This is a genomic window from Streptomyces sp. NBC_00104, from assembly GCF_045160825.1.
Taxonomy (GTDB): domain Bacteria; phylum Actinomycetota; class Actinomycetes; order Streptomycetales; family Streptomycetaceae; genus Streptomyces.
Genome location: NZ_CP108215.1, coordinates 5,815,480 through 5,829,727, shown reverse-complemented (window position 1 = coordinate 5,829,727; position 14,248 = coordinate 5,815,480). Strand labels below are relative to the sequence as shown.

At 73.9% G+C, this 14,248-nt stretch carries 8 protein-coding genes and 4 pseudogenes; 8 read left to right on the top strand and 4 right to left on the bottom strand.

The window, feature by feature from the left end:
• Nucleotides 1-160 precede the first annotated feature (160 nt).
• Together OG272_RS25675 and OG272_RS25670 are read left to right on the top strand one after the other, a co-directional pair.
• Complete coding sequence (locus OG272_RS25675; RefSeq protein WP_326580367.1) at nt 161-892, top strand: response regulator transcription factor; 732 nt, start codon at nt 161-163, stop codon at nt 890-892.
• A gap of 79 nt (nt 893-971) precedes the next feature.
• Entirely contained in the window at nt 972-2,528 is a 1,557-nt protein-coding gene (locus OG272_RS25670) for a sensor histidine kinase (RefSeq protein WP_405894957.1), read from the top strand.
• Nucleotides 2,529-4,032: 1,504 nt separating this feature from the next.
• Here the strand turns inward: OG272_RS25670 and OG272_RS25665 are convergent.
• Both OG272_RS25665 and OG272_RS25660 read right to left on the bottom strand, forming a co-directional pair.
• Nucleotides 4,033-4,684: pseudogene (locus OG272_RS25665) on the bottom strand (hypothetical protein); the annotation flags it as partial.
• A 190-nt stretch (nt 4,685-4,874) separates the two neighbouring features.
• The gene (locus OG272_RS25660) at nt 4,875-6,110 is read right to left on the bottom strand and encodes a PP2C family protein-serine/threonine phosphatase (RefSeq protein ID WP_405894955.1); all 1,236 of its coding nucleotides are present in this window, start codon (nt 6,108-6,110) and stop codon (nt 4,875-4,877) included.
• 232 nt (nt 6,111-6,342) lie between these two features.
• Here OG272_RS25660 and OG272_RS25655 point away from each other — a divergent pair, with 232 nt between their 5' ends.
• Nucleotides 6,343-6,837 (top strand): hypothetical protein, encoded by a 495-nt coding sequence (locus OG272_RS25655; RefSeq protein WP_327728716.1) that lies wholly within the window; start codon nt 6,343-6,345, stop codon nt 6,835-6,837.
• 319 nt (nt 6,838-7,156) lie between these two features.
• Nucleotides 7,157-8,095: a hypothetical protein gene (locus tag OG272_RS25650; protein ID WP_328223618.1), complete on the top strand. Its 939-nt coding sequence runs from the start codon at nt 7,157-7,159 to the stop codon at nt 8,093-8,095.
• A gap of 385 nt (nt 8,096-8,480) precedes the next feature.
• On the opposite strand, the pseudogene OG272_RS25645 reads toward OG272_RS25650, so the two are convergent.
• Nucleotides 8,481-9,464, bottom strand: a pseudogene (locus OG272_RS25645) (aminotransferase class I/II-fold pyridoxal phosphate-dependent enzyme); the annotation flags it as partial.
• 198 nt (nt 9,465-9,662) lie between these two features.
• On the opposite strand from OG272_RS25645, the pseudogene OG272_RS25640 reads away from it, so the two are divergent.
• Nucleotides 9,663-11,294 (top strand): annotated as a pseudogene (locus OG272_RS25640) (IS200/IS605 family accessory protein TnpB-related protein).
• Here OG272_RS25640 and OG272_RS25635 read toward each other — a convergent pair.
• Nucleotides 11,295-11,489: pseudogene (locus OG272_RS25635) on the bottom strand (PLP-dependent aminotransferase family protein); the annotation flags it as partial.
• Between the two features lie 45 nt (nt 11,490-11,534).
• Between OG272_RS25635 and OG272_RS25630 the strand changes: the two are divergent.
• The 3 genes from OG272_RS25630 (at nt 11,535) to OG272_RS25620 (ending at nt 14,212) form a co-directional block, all read left to right on the top strand.
• On the top strand, nt 11,535-12,311 hold the full coding sequence (locus OG272_RS25630; RefSeq protein WP_405894954.1) for an alpha/beta fold hydrolase: 777 nt from the start codon (nt 11,535-11,537) through the stop codon (nt 12,309-12,311).
• A 119-nt stretch (nt 12,312-12,430) separates the two neighbouring features.
• Nucleotides 12,431-12,880 carry a hypothetical protein gene (locus OG272_RS25625; RefSeq protein ID WP_326580380.1) on the top strand — a complete coding sequence of 150 codons (450 nt, stop codon included), beginning with the start codon at nt 12,431-12,433 and terminating at the stop codon, nt 12,878-12,880.
• 303 nt (nt 12,881-13,183) lie between these two features.
• Nucleotides 13,184-14,212 carry an endonuclease/exonuclease/phosphatase family protein gene (locus OG272_RS25620; protein WP_326580382.1) on the top strand — a complete coding sequence of 343 codons (1,029 nt, stop codon included), beginning with the start codon at nt 13,184-13,186 and terminating at the stop codon, nt 14,210-14,212.
• Nucleotides 14,213-14,248: the final 36 nt, after the last annotated feature.

Here is a 14,248-nt window from a genome sequence, read left to right as displayed (position 1 = left end):
GCGCGTCCGGTCATCGACCGGGCGCGCTCTCGCGCTTCGGGAACGAGCCATTCCGAATGATTTCGAAAGCGGTCTCCCTTACCTGCCGGTACGTGTGACGATACGGATCTGCCGAAACTTGAGACCTCAATCTGGGGTCACGGCCGCAAAGGAACAGGACATGACCACCCCTGTGCCCTCCGCCCACTCAGCAGTCCAACCCGCGCCCTCGGGCGGGCAGTTGCTCGTCGTGGACGACGAGGAGGGGATCCGGTCCATGCTGACCATGGCACTGGAGTTCCTCGGCTATCAGGTGACCGCCGCGGCGACCGGGCGGCAGGCGCTGCAGGCCGTCACGCGGTACGACCCCGACCTCATCCTCCTCGACGTCAACCTCCCCGACCTGGGCGGCTTCGAGGTGTGCCGGACCCTGCGCGACCGGGGCAACGCGGTCCCGGTGCTGTTCCTCACCGGGCTCGGCGGTGTCGACGACCGGGTGCGCGGGCTGGACATGGGCGGTGACGACTTCGTCACCAAACCGTTCGAGCTGAAGGAGGTGGCCGCCCGCGTCCGCGCCCTGCTGCGCCGGGCCGGCGGCGGCCATCCCGCGCCCGACCGCAACCGCCTCCGCGCCGGCGCGGTCCAACTCGACGCCGACGCCCACCAGGTCTGGGCCGCCGGCCGCCCCGTCGACCTCACCACCACCGAGTTCGCCCTCCTGCGCTACCTGATGGAGAACCCCGGCCGCGTCCTCTCCCGGGGCCAGATCCAGGAGCGCGTCTGGAACCACCGTGACGAGGGGTCGGGCGTCGTGGACACGTACATCTACTACCTGCGCCGCAAGCTCGGCGAGCCGGGCCAGTCCCTCATACGGACGGTCAGGGGAGTGGGCTACCAACTGTGCGCGAACTGAGCCAGCGCCCCTCCGGGGGAGGGGCGGGCGGGACCGGCGGGGGCGACGGAGAGCTGGGCGGCGTGGACGGGTTGGGCGGATGAGTGGGTTCACCGGGCTGGGCGAGAACATCAGGGCGGCCGGGCTGCTCGCGCCGAGTGACACGTGCCGTCGGCCCCACCCCGGCCGCGCCCTCCCCTCCCTCGAACAGCCGATCCGCCCCCACCGCACCGGCCGGCGCACGGTCGGCTTCTGGCTGGTCGCCACCCTCACCACGCTGGGCGCGGTCGCCACCCTCTCCGCCCACACCCTCGCCCACCACCTCACCACCCGCACCGATCAGGAGATAACGAGGGCGAGCGGGTTCGGCGGCCCGGGCGGCCCGGGTTCCGCCTCGTACGCGGCACCGGCACCAGCACCGGAGGCAGAGGCGAAGGCGGAGGCAGAGGCGGAGGCGGAGGCGGAGGCGGAGGCGACGTCGGGCTCGACCTCGACATCAACGTCGACGTCATCCTCAGCCTCAGACCCGGCCTCGGTCTCGCCGTCATCCTCTGTCTCGCCGTCCGCGTCGGCAGCCGCCCCCGCGCCGGGCCCCCGTGCCCCCGTATCGACGACGCCCATCGACAAGTACGGCCTCGTCCTCGTCCTCGACGCCGACGGCAAGGTCGTGGAGCGCTACCCGGGGTCCGACGGCCTCCCCGCGTTCCCCGCGCTCACGCCCGCCCGGCTGAAGGCGTACGCGGCTCGGGCGACACCGTCGGCGTTCGGGGAGAGCTACCGGGCGAAGGTGGTGCGCGTGGCGGAGGCGGGCCGGAATCGTGAGGGCGGCTACATCGTCACGGCCAGGTCGACGGCGGAGGACCGGCGGGCGGTCGAGCGCCTGCTCCAGGTCGAGACGGCCGCCGCGCTCCCCCTCCTCGCCACCGTCCTGATCGGCGCCCGCCGCCTGGGCCGCCGGGAGGTCAGGGAGCGGCAGGGCACCGAGCGGCGGCTGCGCGAGTTCATGGCGGCCGCCGGTCACGAGCTGCGCAACCCGCTGACCACGATCTCCGGTTACGCCGAACTCGCCCGGGTCGGCGACCCCGCGTACGAGCCCATGCGGCAGGAGGCGCTCGGCCGGATCACCACCGAGGTCGGCCGGATGAGCACCCTCATCGACGAACTCGTGCTGCTGACCCGCCTCGACCTCGGCCAGCCCCTGCAACTGACGTGCGTGGACCTGGCCCAGCTGTGCCGGGACGCGGTCTCCGCCGCCCGTGACTGCCACCCCGGCCGGCCCGTACGGCTGCTGCTCGCCCCCGGGGACCACACGGTCACGGGCGACCCGTTGCGGCTGCACCAACTGGTCGCCAACCTGCTGGCCAACGCGCGTGTCCACACACCGCCGGGTACGACGACCACGCTGGGGCTCGGCACGGAGGACGGGTACCGGGTGATCGAGGTTCTGGACGACGGTCCCGGAATCCCGGGCGAACTGCGCGAGCGGCTCTTCGACCCCTTCGTACGCGGTGAGGAGACGCGGGCCGCCGGCAGCGGGCTCGGCCTCAGCATCGTCACGGCGATCGCGACGGCCCACGGCGGCATGGTCACGCTGGAACCGCCCCACCCGCCGCACCAGGGGGCGTGGTTCAGGGTGCGCATCCCGGCCTCGTCCTGAGCGGCTCGACATAACCCACGGGTGGTGGCGGGAGGTGGACTTTGCCAACGGCAGGGGAGTTTCTGATCATTCTCTGATCAAACTCCGATCTGTTCCGGAGCCACGACCGCTTAAGTGATCAACGTGCGGTGTCCACCCTGTGTGCTGATGGTGTGACCTCGTACAACTCCCCTCCGAGGTCGGCCCGGTATTCGCCCTGATCGACGGCTCATCGATCTACGACGAACGGAACGACGGCTCATCGACCGGCTCGGCTAACCGGGTACGTGCTGGGCCGACCTCAACTCCGCGAGCCGCTGCCGCAGTTCGGCCAGATGCTGCCGAGCGTGCTCCAGGGCTCCGGGTCGGCGCCCCGGGACGCGGCCCCGCAACTCCACGAGGGCGACGCCGAGTTCACCTGCCCGCCCCGCGTCCGCGACGAGCCCCCACTGATGATGGGCCCGGTCGACCGCCGACTCGACCATCGGGTCCTGCGCCGGACGCCCCGCCGCGAGCCGCGCCCGGGCGACCCCCATCCAGGCCTCACAACTCCCGGCCGGGTCCCCCGCGAACATCGCCAGATCGGCCCGCACCTCCCGCCAGTGCAAGACCTCCTCCGACCCGTCCCCGAACTCCCGCAACGCCCCCTGCTCCCACCGAGCGGCGAGCTCATCGGCCTCACCATGCCGCCCAGCCTCGACGGCGACAGCGATGGCCCCATGGGGATCGGCCACCGCCACCGCCACGGCCCCGGACAACCGTTCCACCGGGCCCTCGGACGAGCCGCCCACCACAGGCCCGGACGAACCGACCGCCGGAGTCCCGGACGCACGGTCCATCTCGGGCCCGGACGAGCCGTCCACCGGAGTCCCGGACGAGACGCCCACCACAGGCCCGGACGAACCGACCGCCGGAGTCCCGGACGCACGGTCCATCTCGGGCCCGGACGAGCGAGCCACCGCAGGGCCGGATGCACCGTCCGCCTCGGGCCCGGACGGGCGAGTCACCGCAGGGCCAGACGAACCGTCCATCTCGGGCCCGGAGCGAGCCACCGCAGGGCCGGATGCACCGTCCGCCTCGGGCCCGGGCCAGCGGTTCACCGCGGGCCCGGACGAGCCGTCCGCCGCAGGCGCAGGCGCAGGCAGGGACTTCGCCAAGGTCTCGGACGCGGCATGCGCTCCAGCTCCGGGGGCCCGGACCACCAGCACAGGCCGGTCGTTCGCCGCCGACAACGCCGAGGCGCCCGCCACGGCCCCGGGCAGACCCTGCGCCACCGGCACGGGCAGGCCGGCTCCCTCCGGCCCGGGCAAGCTGTTCCCGCCCGGCCCGGGCAAGCCGTTCTCCGCCGGCCCCGTCAGGCTGTTCCCCTCCGGTTCAGGCGTGCCGTTCTCCGCCGGCCCCGCCCCACTGCTCTCAGCCCGTCCGGCGGGTGAGGGCGAGGCCGGAGGGTGGCTTCGGGGGGCCGGGGGCGGAGCCCCCGGGGACGGGATGGGACGGGTAGGGGCGGCGGGGGCGAAATCGCCGTGCCGGACACCCCCGCCGGGCGCCGTCGCGTCCCAGGCCAGGGCCAGGTCCCCGTACCCCCCCGTCCGCGCGAGCACCTGCTCGTGGAGGACCGCCGCCCCCGGCCGCTGCCCGCTCCGCAGTATCGTCGCCAACGCCTTCATGTACCCCGGCACGGCCACCCCCCGCCGCACCCCCGCCGCCGGCGGCGCGATCCGCCCGTACACGCTCACCCCGGGCCCGGCGGACAGCGGCTGCCCTGCCAACTGCCGCCACACCTCCGCGTCGGCGTGCAGATCGACGAACAAGGTCGTCGACCCGGGCGTACGCAGCCGCAGTTCCTCCACGATCCAGTGCCAGGGAAACGCCGTGTACCGCACGGTCGCCGGCGTCGTACGCGCCAGCGCCAGATGCACGAGCCGCTGCTTGCGGTCGAGTTGGAGCTGCCCGGCGAGGTACACGGTGAGCGGCCCGGGCGCGGTCGCCGCGGCGCGCAGCCGGGTGAGGACGGCCTGCGGTTCCAGCGGATCGGCCAGCTCGACGACGTTCGCCGTACCCGTGCCGGACAGCACCTCGGGCGTGACGGCCGCCAGTACGGGAAGCACGGAGGCCGCGTCCACCAGGCACCCCTTGCCCATGGGCGAGGCCGCGATCAGCAGCACTGTTCCGGGCATCGTTCCCTCCCCATCGATCACGTACGCCAGCCAGCACGGTAACCGCTGCGCGTGCAAACGGGGAAAGGAGCGCCCCGTTCGGGTCGCCGCGCGACGAACGGAGCCGGGCCCGCACACCGGCCGCACGCCCCACGGACCCGCACCTCACGCCCCACGGACCCGCACCTCACGCCCCAACCCGCTCCCCACCTCACGACGCCCGCTGTGCCGCCCCCGGCCCCCGTCGCATCGGCTCGGACGCCCGGCGTACCGCGAAGATCGTCGTGTCGTCGTCGAGGCCGCCGCCGGTGTGCGCGAGGACGCCGTCGCGGACGAGGCGGACCAGGGACCCGGGGTCGAGGACGGGCGGCCCGGCGGCGAGGGCACGGGTGAGGTAGTCGCGGAGGGGGAAGAAGACCCCGCTCCCGTCGCGCGCCTCCGTCACCCCGTCCGTGACCAGGAGCAACGTCTCGTCGGCGGCGAGCCGGACCGTCGCCGCCCTGGGCGGCATCGGTGCCAACTCACTGAGCCCCAGCGGGAGTCCGTCCCACAGCGGCAGGGGGCGTACGCCGTCGGGGGAGACCAGGAGCGGGGGTTCGTGGCCGAAGTTGACGACGTCCACGGTGACCGCGTCGAGCCCGGTGAGGTCCGGGCCCCAGTCGGTGCGCTCGCTGCGCAGGTCGGGGAAGTCGAGCAGCACGGCGGTCGCGAAGCGCTCGGCGTCGTCGCGGCCGACGTGCTCGCAGTAGCGCAGGTGCCGCACCATGCGGGTCTCCAGCCGCTCGGCCACCGTGGCCGGTTCTGCCTCGTGGTAGGCGGCCTCACGGAACGTGCCGAGCAGCACGGACGCCGCCTCCACCGCCTCGAGCCCCTTGCCCTGGACGTCGCCGATGACGACGCGGGTGCCGTACGGGCTCGGCTGGATGTCGTAGAAGTCGCCGCCCACTCGGGCCTCGCTGTCGGCGGCGAGATAGATCTCCGCGTGGTCGAGGCCGCCGACGTCGGGCGGCAGCTGGCGCAGCAGGATCCGGCGGGTGGTGTCGACGACGGCCCGCATGTGCAGCATCCGCTCCTGCGCGCGCAGCCGTACCGCGCAGGCCAGCACGGACAGGATCCCGCCGAGGGCGACGAGGATGAAGTCGGGGAGGCCGGCGCGGTACTGGTGGGGCCAGGAGTTGTCGCCCAGGACGTACATGAGCATCGCGAGCGCCGCGAACAGCGCCGTCGTCCACACCCGGCAGACCGCGGCGGCCACGCCCGGTACGAGCACCAGCCACGAGATGATCCGGAAGTCGCCGCTGGTGTACCAGTCGACCACCGGTACGGCGAGGAGCACCACCAGCGGCGGTAGCCAGGCGATGTCGCGCCCGCGTACCCGCAGCGGCTGCCGCCGCTCGACGGGGTCCGGCTCCCGGCGCCCCCGCGGCACCGGTATCCGTATCCGCATGCCCCACAGCGAAACACGCCCCTACGCCCCCCGCATCCCGACCCGGCCACATCCGGAGCCCGGCACGGCCCCGGCCCGCCCGGCCCCGCGTGACCCCGTCCCGCCGCCCTGTCACGCCCCCGCCCCGCCCTGTCACGACCCTTGCCGCCCGACTTGCCAGGGCGCCTTCCCAGGTGTGCTCTGGTAGTCGGGGCGGAGCGTTGCGGGGGAGGGGGAAGAGAGGAGTGCTCCCATGGCTCAAGCGGCACCCACTCCGGGCCGGCCGGTGATTCCGGACAGGCCCTCGGCTCCGGGCAGGCCCTCGGCTCCGGGCAGGTCGGCGGGGCCGGCCACACCCGATGTCTTCAGCGCGCGCACCCACGTGCTCGCGAACCGGATCGTGCCCGTGGTCCTCGGCCTCGTCTACGGATACTGGGCCGCGGCCATGGACCGCGACGCCGGCCCCATCACCGGCTGGAACCTCCTCTTCGGCTTCGTGACGGCGTTCGTGTTCGCGGCGCTCCACATCGCCGTACTGACCGTGGCACCCCGCCTGCGCCGCGAGGCGCACGCCCTCCTCTGGGCCGCCTTCGCGGGCTGCGCCTTCGGCTTCCTCTACAGCCAGGCGTCCCAGCACAGCGTGCTGCGCTCCACGGTCATGTCGCTCGCCATCGCGGCGGCGGTCTTCGCGGTGAACTTCTACCGCTACTACACCCACGAGGACGCGACGGGCCACCGGCAGCGGTGATCAGCCCGCATCCGCCTCCGCAGCGGTGATCAGCCCTCATCCGCCAACGGTGATCAAGCCGCTTATCCGTCTCCGCAGCGGTGATCATCCGGGTTCAGGTCACCGCGGGCGGTGATCGTGCGGGTAACCCCCGTCCGGGTGAGCGCTCCGCCGGAGGGGGCGCCGGCCCCGCACGGGGCTGTCGGCCGGGACCTCCGCGCGGGGCCGCCGCACGGGACTGTCGGTCGGTCACCCCGTTCGGCTTGTCCTGGGGGGCCATTCGCAGTCACGTGGGGCGGGAGCGCTCGCGCGGTGGTGGGCGGAGGTCTTGCCTGGAGGGGTGTCCCACCGTGCCCGCGGCACCCTGTCGGCCGCGCTGACCGTGCTCGCCTGCCTGCTCACGCCGGTGGGCGCGCTGGCGGCGTGGGCGACGTACGAGATAGCGGACCGGACGCGCTACGAGGCGGTCATGGCGCCGCTGGCCGCCGACCCGGACGTACGGGAGGCGCTCGCGGACGCGGTCGCCGCCGGGATCCTGCGCGAGGTCCGGGTGCGGCCCCCGCTGCGGCGTCCGGTCCAGGACTTCACGCACGACGCGGCGCGCTCCTTCACCCAGACCGAGGCGTTCCGCACGGCGTGGCACACGGCGAACCGGGCGGCACACGACGCGGTGCTGGGGGCGGTGCGCGAGGAGGACGCGGGCGCCGGGGCCGCGGACGGCCCCGGTGGGGGCGCGGCGCGGGCGGTGACGCTCGACCTCGCGCCGGTCGGCGAACGCGTCAAACGTCAACTCGTCCGCGACCACGTGCCGTTCGCCCATCGCATCCCGGTCGCGCACACCGAGGTCGAGGTGCTGTCGGCCGCGGAACTGGTTCAGCTTCGGAAGGGGTATCGCGTGCTCGAAATCGCCGCGTTCTGGCTCCCGGTCGGCGCGCTCGCGCTGGCCGCCGGTGGTGTTCTCGTCGCGACGCAGCGGCGCCGGGCCGTCTGTGCGACGGGCCTCGGCACGGCGCTCGGCGGCGCGCTCCTGGGGGTCGCCGTGGCCCTCGGCCGCCATCTCACCCTCGCCGACCTGCCTCCGGACGTCTCCCCCGCGGCCGCCGGCGCCGTCTACGACGCCCTCACCGCCACCCTCCGCACCGTGACCTGGGGGCTCCTGGGCCTCGGCGCCACCGTCGCCGCGGCCGCCTGGCTCACGGGCCGCCTCGCGCGACATCGCCGAGTGCCCGCAACGCCCCCGCCAACTCCGGCAGAGGAACCGACGCGAGCCCAAGTCTGACGCAGTCGGACGCGGGCGCCGCCGCCCGGAGCCGCCCCGCCCGGGAAGGCTCGCCCTCCTGCGCCACCGCCCCACCCGGCCCCGGCCACCCGGTCCGCGTCCAGGGCCCCGCCGCGGCCGACCCCGGCGGCACCGACCACCCCGGCTCTCCCGTCTGCCCCGCCCAGCCCGACCGCGGGCGGGCGGGCCGCTGGGGCGATGCGGGTCCCCCCGCTCGATCGACGCCGAGAGCGGGGGAGGGTGGGCGCGGCGGCACCCTGTCACCGCCGGTGAGCGTGCCCGGTCCCCGCCCCGCACCGACCGCCGGGCCGCCGCCTGCCGCCCCCCGACCCGCACCGGCCGCCGGACCACTGAAGGCAGGCCCCCGCCCCACCCCCACCACCGGAACGCTGAACGCCGACCCCGGGGTCACCGCCACCCCCCGCTCGGCCGCCGCCGCGCAGAACGTGTCGGCACGCCAGGGCTCCGGCAACTCCCACCACGCGTAGTACGCCCGCGCATCCCCCCGTACGGCGAACCCCGCGAGGTGCTCGGCGACCAGCCGCTGCCGTGCCGCCGCGTCCGCCCGCTTCGCCTCGACCAGCCGCCCGACCGTCCCGTCCCCGATCCACCGCGCCCCCGCCTCCAGAGCGAACCGCCCCGCCGTCCAGCCACCCGAACGCAACGCGTCCGCCACCCCCTCGACCCGCCCCTCCGGCACCACCAGGAACCCGACCGTCAGCCCCGGCGCCACCCGCTTGGACAGCCCGTCCACGACGAACACCCGCTCCGGCGCGTACGCGGCCAACGGCGGCGCCACCCCCTCACCGGAACCCGAATCCCCGCCCGCATCACCATCCGCCAGGAACGACCAGATCCGGTCCTCGATCACCGGCAGGTCCAACTCCCGCACCACACGCGCCAGTTCGGCCCGCCGCCCCGTCCCCATCGTCACGGACGTCGGATTGTGCAACGTCGGCTGCACATACACCGCCGACAACGGCGCGGCCCGATGCGCGGCCACCACGGCCTCCGGCCGCACCCCCTCCCCGTCCGTCGCGAGCGGTACCAGGGTCACCCCCAGCCGCCCGGCGATCTCCTTGACCAGCGGATACGTGAGGGCCTCGACACCGACGCGGCCCCCGGGCCGTACGAGATGGGCGAGGGCCGCGGCGATGGCCTGGCGGGCGTTGCCGGCGAAGAGGAAACGGTCCGGGTCCGGGCGCCAGCCGGCCGTGGCGAGCAGCCCGGCCGCGGCCTCGCGCGCGGCGGCCGTACCGGTCGCGGGGGCCGTGCGCAGCGCGTCCGTCAGCACGTCCGGCCGCAGCAGCGGCGCCAGTCCGGCGGCCAGCAGCTCCGACTGGCCGAGAGCGAGCGGGGTATGGAGCTGCTGTCGCTGGAGTGCGTTCAGGAGCGTTTTGGTGAGCGGGAGTGAGTGCTGCTGGTCTGTGTTGTGTCATGCGCCTCGGTGGTGGTGTCGGTTTCAGTGGGGAACTGACGTTCTTTCATCGAATGCGTGACTTTCCTGGGTGGTGCTCGTTTCCCTTAGCGACGGGTTCTTCGGGTGGGGCCGGGCGGGGGTGACAGAGTGGGTGGGCTGAGGAGCATCGCCGCGCCGTTCGTTGCGTCCGGTCCGCATGGTGTGGCTGTCCGGACCCGCCTCAAGCAGCTGACGCCCGGGGATGAGAAGGTGCTGCGTCTGGTGGGTGCGCATCTGGGGTCGCTGGCGGCGAAGGATCTCAAGGCGCGCTGCCGGGACGGTCTGGAGCATTCCGGTCAGGCGTGGGCGGTGCGTAAGCGGGGGCTGACGCCGCTGTCGTCGTCGCGGTGGGCGGGCAGTATCACCAAGGCCACGCACGACCAGTGGGCGCTCGCCCGCCGCTGCCAGTCGGCGCACATCCACAACCTGGAAGCCGGCATCCGCACCATGGAGGACCGCCTGTCCCTGCCGGTCGGGCAGAAGGGGACGAAGAAGGCGCCCGGAGGTTACCGGTCCCCGCGGGAATGGCACGCGAAGTCGCGGCGCCTGCGGGTGCTGCAGGACCGGCTGACCGCCGCGCGGGCCGAACGCGAGGCCGGCATCGTGCACGTCGTGCGCGGCGGCAAACGGCTGGCCCGTACCCGGCATCACCTGGAGGAGGCCGGGCTGACCGAGTCCGCGTGGCGCGGGCGGTGGGAGGCGGAGCGCTGGTTCTGCCAGGCGGACGGTGAGTCCGGCAAGCGCCACGGCAACGAAACCATCCGCATCAGCTCGGAGGGCGAGGTGAGCATCAAGCTCCCCGCACCGCTGACGCATCTGGCGAACGCTCCGCACGGCCGGTACGTCCTGGCCTGCAGGGTCGCGTTCGCGCACCGGGGCGGCGAGTGGGCCGACCGCGTCGCAGCGGACCGGGCCATCGCCTACCGCATCCACCTCGATACCGGCCGGGACCGCTGGTATGTGACCGCCTCCTGGCAGATCCCGCCCACCCCCACCCTCCCCATCGAGGCCGCGCTCGCCCACGGAGTGATCGGCGTCGACATGAACGCCGACCACCTCGCCGCCTGGCGCCTCGATCTCCACGGCAACCCGACCGGCAGCCCGCGCCGCTTCTTCTACGACCTCACCGGCCCCGCCGAACATCGCGACGCCCAGGTCCGCCACGCGCTCACCCGCCTCCTGCACTGGGCCCGCACCTGTGGAGTGAAGGCGATCGCGGTGGAGGACCTGGACTTCGCTGCCGAGAAGACCCGGGAGAAGCACGGCCGCCGCACACGCTTTCGCCGACTCATCTCCGGCATGCCCACCGGCAAGCTCCGCGCCCGCCTGGCCTCGATGGCCGACGCCACCGGGATCGCGGTCATCGCCGTCGACCCGGCCTACACCAGCCGCTGGGGTGCCCAGCACTGGCAGAAGCCCCTCAGCACCACAAGCCGCACCACCACTCGCCATGACGCTGCTGCCGTGGCGATCGGAAGGCGCGCCCAGGGACACCCGATCCGGCGACGGACGACACCGCCCCCACAGCACCGGAGTGATGCGGTGGGGCATCGGACCGTCCAGGCCCGACCGGAGGTTCCTGGGCGTGAGGAACCCCGTCCCCGCATCCCCGGACCACGGACACGATCCGTGCCGCCCGGACGCGGAGCGAACGCGGGCAACCAGAACGCCCAACACCGTCCGGGGCGTTCGGCCGAGCACGAGACCTGGCAACAGGACTCAGCCCCGCTCAGTCCCTAGGAACGGTAGTTGAGCTCCAGGTTTCACCGAGCCAGCCGGCTCGGCCAGCGCCCACCCCGCCGACACCGGCGGCGCCGCCCGTACGAAGGTCCCGCGCCCGACCTCCCCCACCGCCAGCCCGCGCCGCACCAGCTCCGCGTACACCCGCCCGGCGGTCGACCCGGCGATGCCCCGCCGCCGCGCGAACACCCGCCTTCACCACATTGCACCGAGGAGTTGGGGAACCCTAGGGTCGAAGCCATGACCGCCTTCCTCGCATACGAGGACAAAGGGGAAGCAGGCGCGCCCCTCCCCCTCGTCCTCATCCACGGCCACCCCTTCGACCGCACGATGTGGCACCCCCAGATCACGGCGTTCGCCGCCTCCCGCCGTGTCATCGCCCCCGATCTGCGCGGCTACGGCGCGTCCCCGGTGGTCCCGGGCGTCACCCCGCTCCAGACCTTCGCCGAGGACATCGCGACGCTCCTCGACGGCCTCGGGGTCTCCGAGTTCGTCCTCGGGGGCCTCTCCATGGGCGGCCAGATCGTGATGGAGTGCTACCGCCAGTACCCGCACCGCATCCGCGGCCTCCTCCTCGCCGACACCTTCCCCGCCGCCGAGACCGAGGAGGGCAGGCGCACCCGCAACGCCATGGCCGACCGGCTGCTGCGCGAGGGCATGACGGGGTACGCCGACGAGGTGCTCCACAAGATGGTCGCGCCGTACGCGGACGCCGACGTCGCGGCCCAGGTGCGCCGCATGATGACGGCCACCGACCCCGAGGGCGCCGCGGCGGCCCTGCGCGGCCGCGCCGAACGCCCCGACTACCGCGAGCTGCTCACCCGCGTCGCCGTCCCGGCCCTGGTCGTCGTGGGCGCCGACGACGAGTACACCCCCGTCTCCGACGCCGAGGCCATGCACGCCGCCCTCCCCGACTCCACCCTCCACGTCATCGACGGCGCCGCCCACCTGCCGAACCTGGAGCGCCCGGAGGAGTTCAACAAGGCCCTGGAGGGCTTGCTGGCCCGGCTGGACTGAGCCGGGGCGCGGGGCGGGGCGCGGGGCCGCCGTTCACCCGTTCGGCCTACACCGCGTGCGGCCCTCCCCCTGCCGCGTGAGCATGCGGATGAGCTGTCCATCCGTCGGAGGAGACCCTCATGGCCCAGCACAGCACCGCACCGCGTTCGAACCGCACGTCGCAGGAGACGCCGACGCGTCAACGGGAGACCGGCTCGGCGATGGCCCACGGCGGGATGGTCTTCGCCGGTGTCCTGATGATGGTCATCGGCATCATGGGCATCCTCAACGGCATCGCGGGGATCGCCACGGACGACGTGTACACGAACATCGGCAGCTACGTCTTCGAGTTCAGCCTCACCACGTGGGGCTGGATCCACCTGGCGATCGGGCTCGTCGTCCTGGGCACCGGCTGGGGCGTCATCCAGAACCGCCCCTGGGCCCGTGCCCTGGGCATCGCCCTGACGTCCCTGTTCGCCATCGAGTACTTCATGTTCCTGCCGTACGCCCCCGTCTGGTCCGTCATCTGCATCGGCATCGCGGTGTTCGTGATCTGGTCCCTGGCGACGTCTCCCGACTCCGCGGCGTAGGCGCATGCGGGCGCGGCCCCTGAAAAGCAGGGGCCGCGCCCCGTTTCGGCCCGCGGGGCCACGTCGTCCAGGGGCGCGGGGAACCGCGCGAGCCACCACGAACCACCCGCACCCGCACCCGCACCGGCACCGGCACCGGCACCGGCACCGGCACCCGGCACCCGGCACCCCCACCCGCACCCGCACCCGCACCCGCACCCGCCCAAGCGCCCCCGTTCCCGCCCCCGTCGCAACCTTCCCCCCACCCCACCCGTCCTTGAAGGGGAACGACGAACCCCGCAACAGGAACGAGAGGCACCGGCCGTGGAGAGCACGACCATCGAGCGGCCGGAGCCCCTCCCGGAACCGGCACCGCCGCCACGGCGCACCCGGCACCGGGGCAAGGCCTTCCTCGCCGCGCTGCTCCTCCTCGGAGTCAGTGTCGTCGTCGCCTCCCGCGCGGCCGACATCGACGCCTTCACCCCGGTCCCCCAACTCCTCGCGTTCCTGCCCTGGCTCCTCGCCCCCACCGGCCTCGCCCTCCTCTTCGCGCTCCTCGCGCGCTGGTGGATCGGCCTGACCTGGGGCGTGGTCGTCCTCGGCGCGCTCGCCTGGTACATCGAGCCGTACGGCAAGGCGAGCGAGCCGACCGGGACGGTGCTCGCCGAGGTACGGGTGATGACGTCGAACGTGCAGTTCGGCCGGGGCACCGACGCCCTCGTCAAGGCCGTCCGCCGTGACCGCCCCGACATCGTCTTCGTCGAGGAGTGCGAGCTGACGTGCTCGGCCGCCCTCCGCGACACCCTCGGCGACCTGAGCGGGAAGAACCCGGCCTACCCCCACCGCCGGTCCATCGAGGGCTACGGCTCCACCGGCTCCGTCATCCTCAGCCGCTACCCCCTGAAGCCCGCCGACCCGATCCCCGGCTCGATGGGCATGCCCGGCGCGGTCGCGGACGTCGAGGGCCACCCCGTACGGCTGCAACTGGCGCATCCCATGCCCCCGCTGCCGGGACAGCTGGACACCTGGCGGCGGGAGCTCGGCGCGCTGCGGGCGTACGCGGCGAAGGACACCCGGACGCCGACGGTCCTGGCCGGGGACTTCAACGCCTCCCAGGACCACGCGGCCTTCCGCGCCATCCTCGACACGGGCATGAGCGACGCCGCCCGGCTGGTCGGGGAGGACCGGACGCCGACCTGGCCCGCCCGGACGACCCCGAGGCTGGGCGCCCAGATCGACCACGTCCTCGTCTCCGGCAAGGACTTCTCCGCCCGCGAGGTCCACTTCCGGGAGCTGTCCGGCACCGACCACAACGCCGTCACCGTGGACCTCGCCCTCCACCAGCGCGGGTGAACGAGCGGGTGAACGAAAGGGTCACACCAGCGCCCC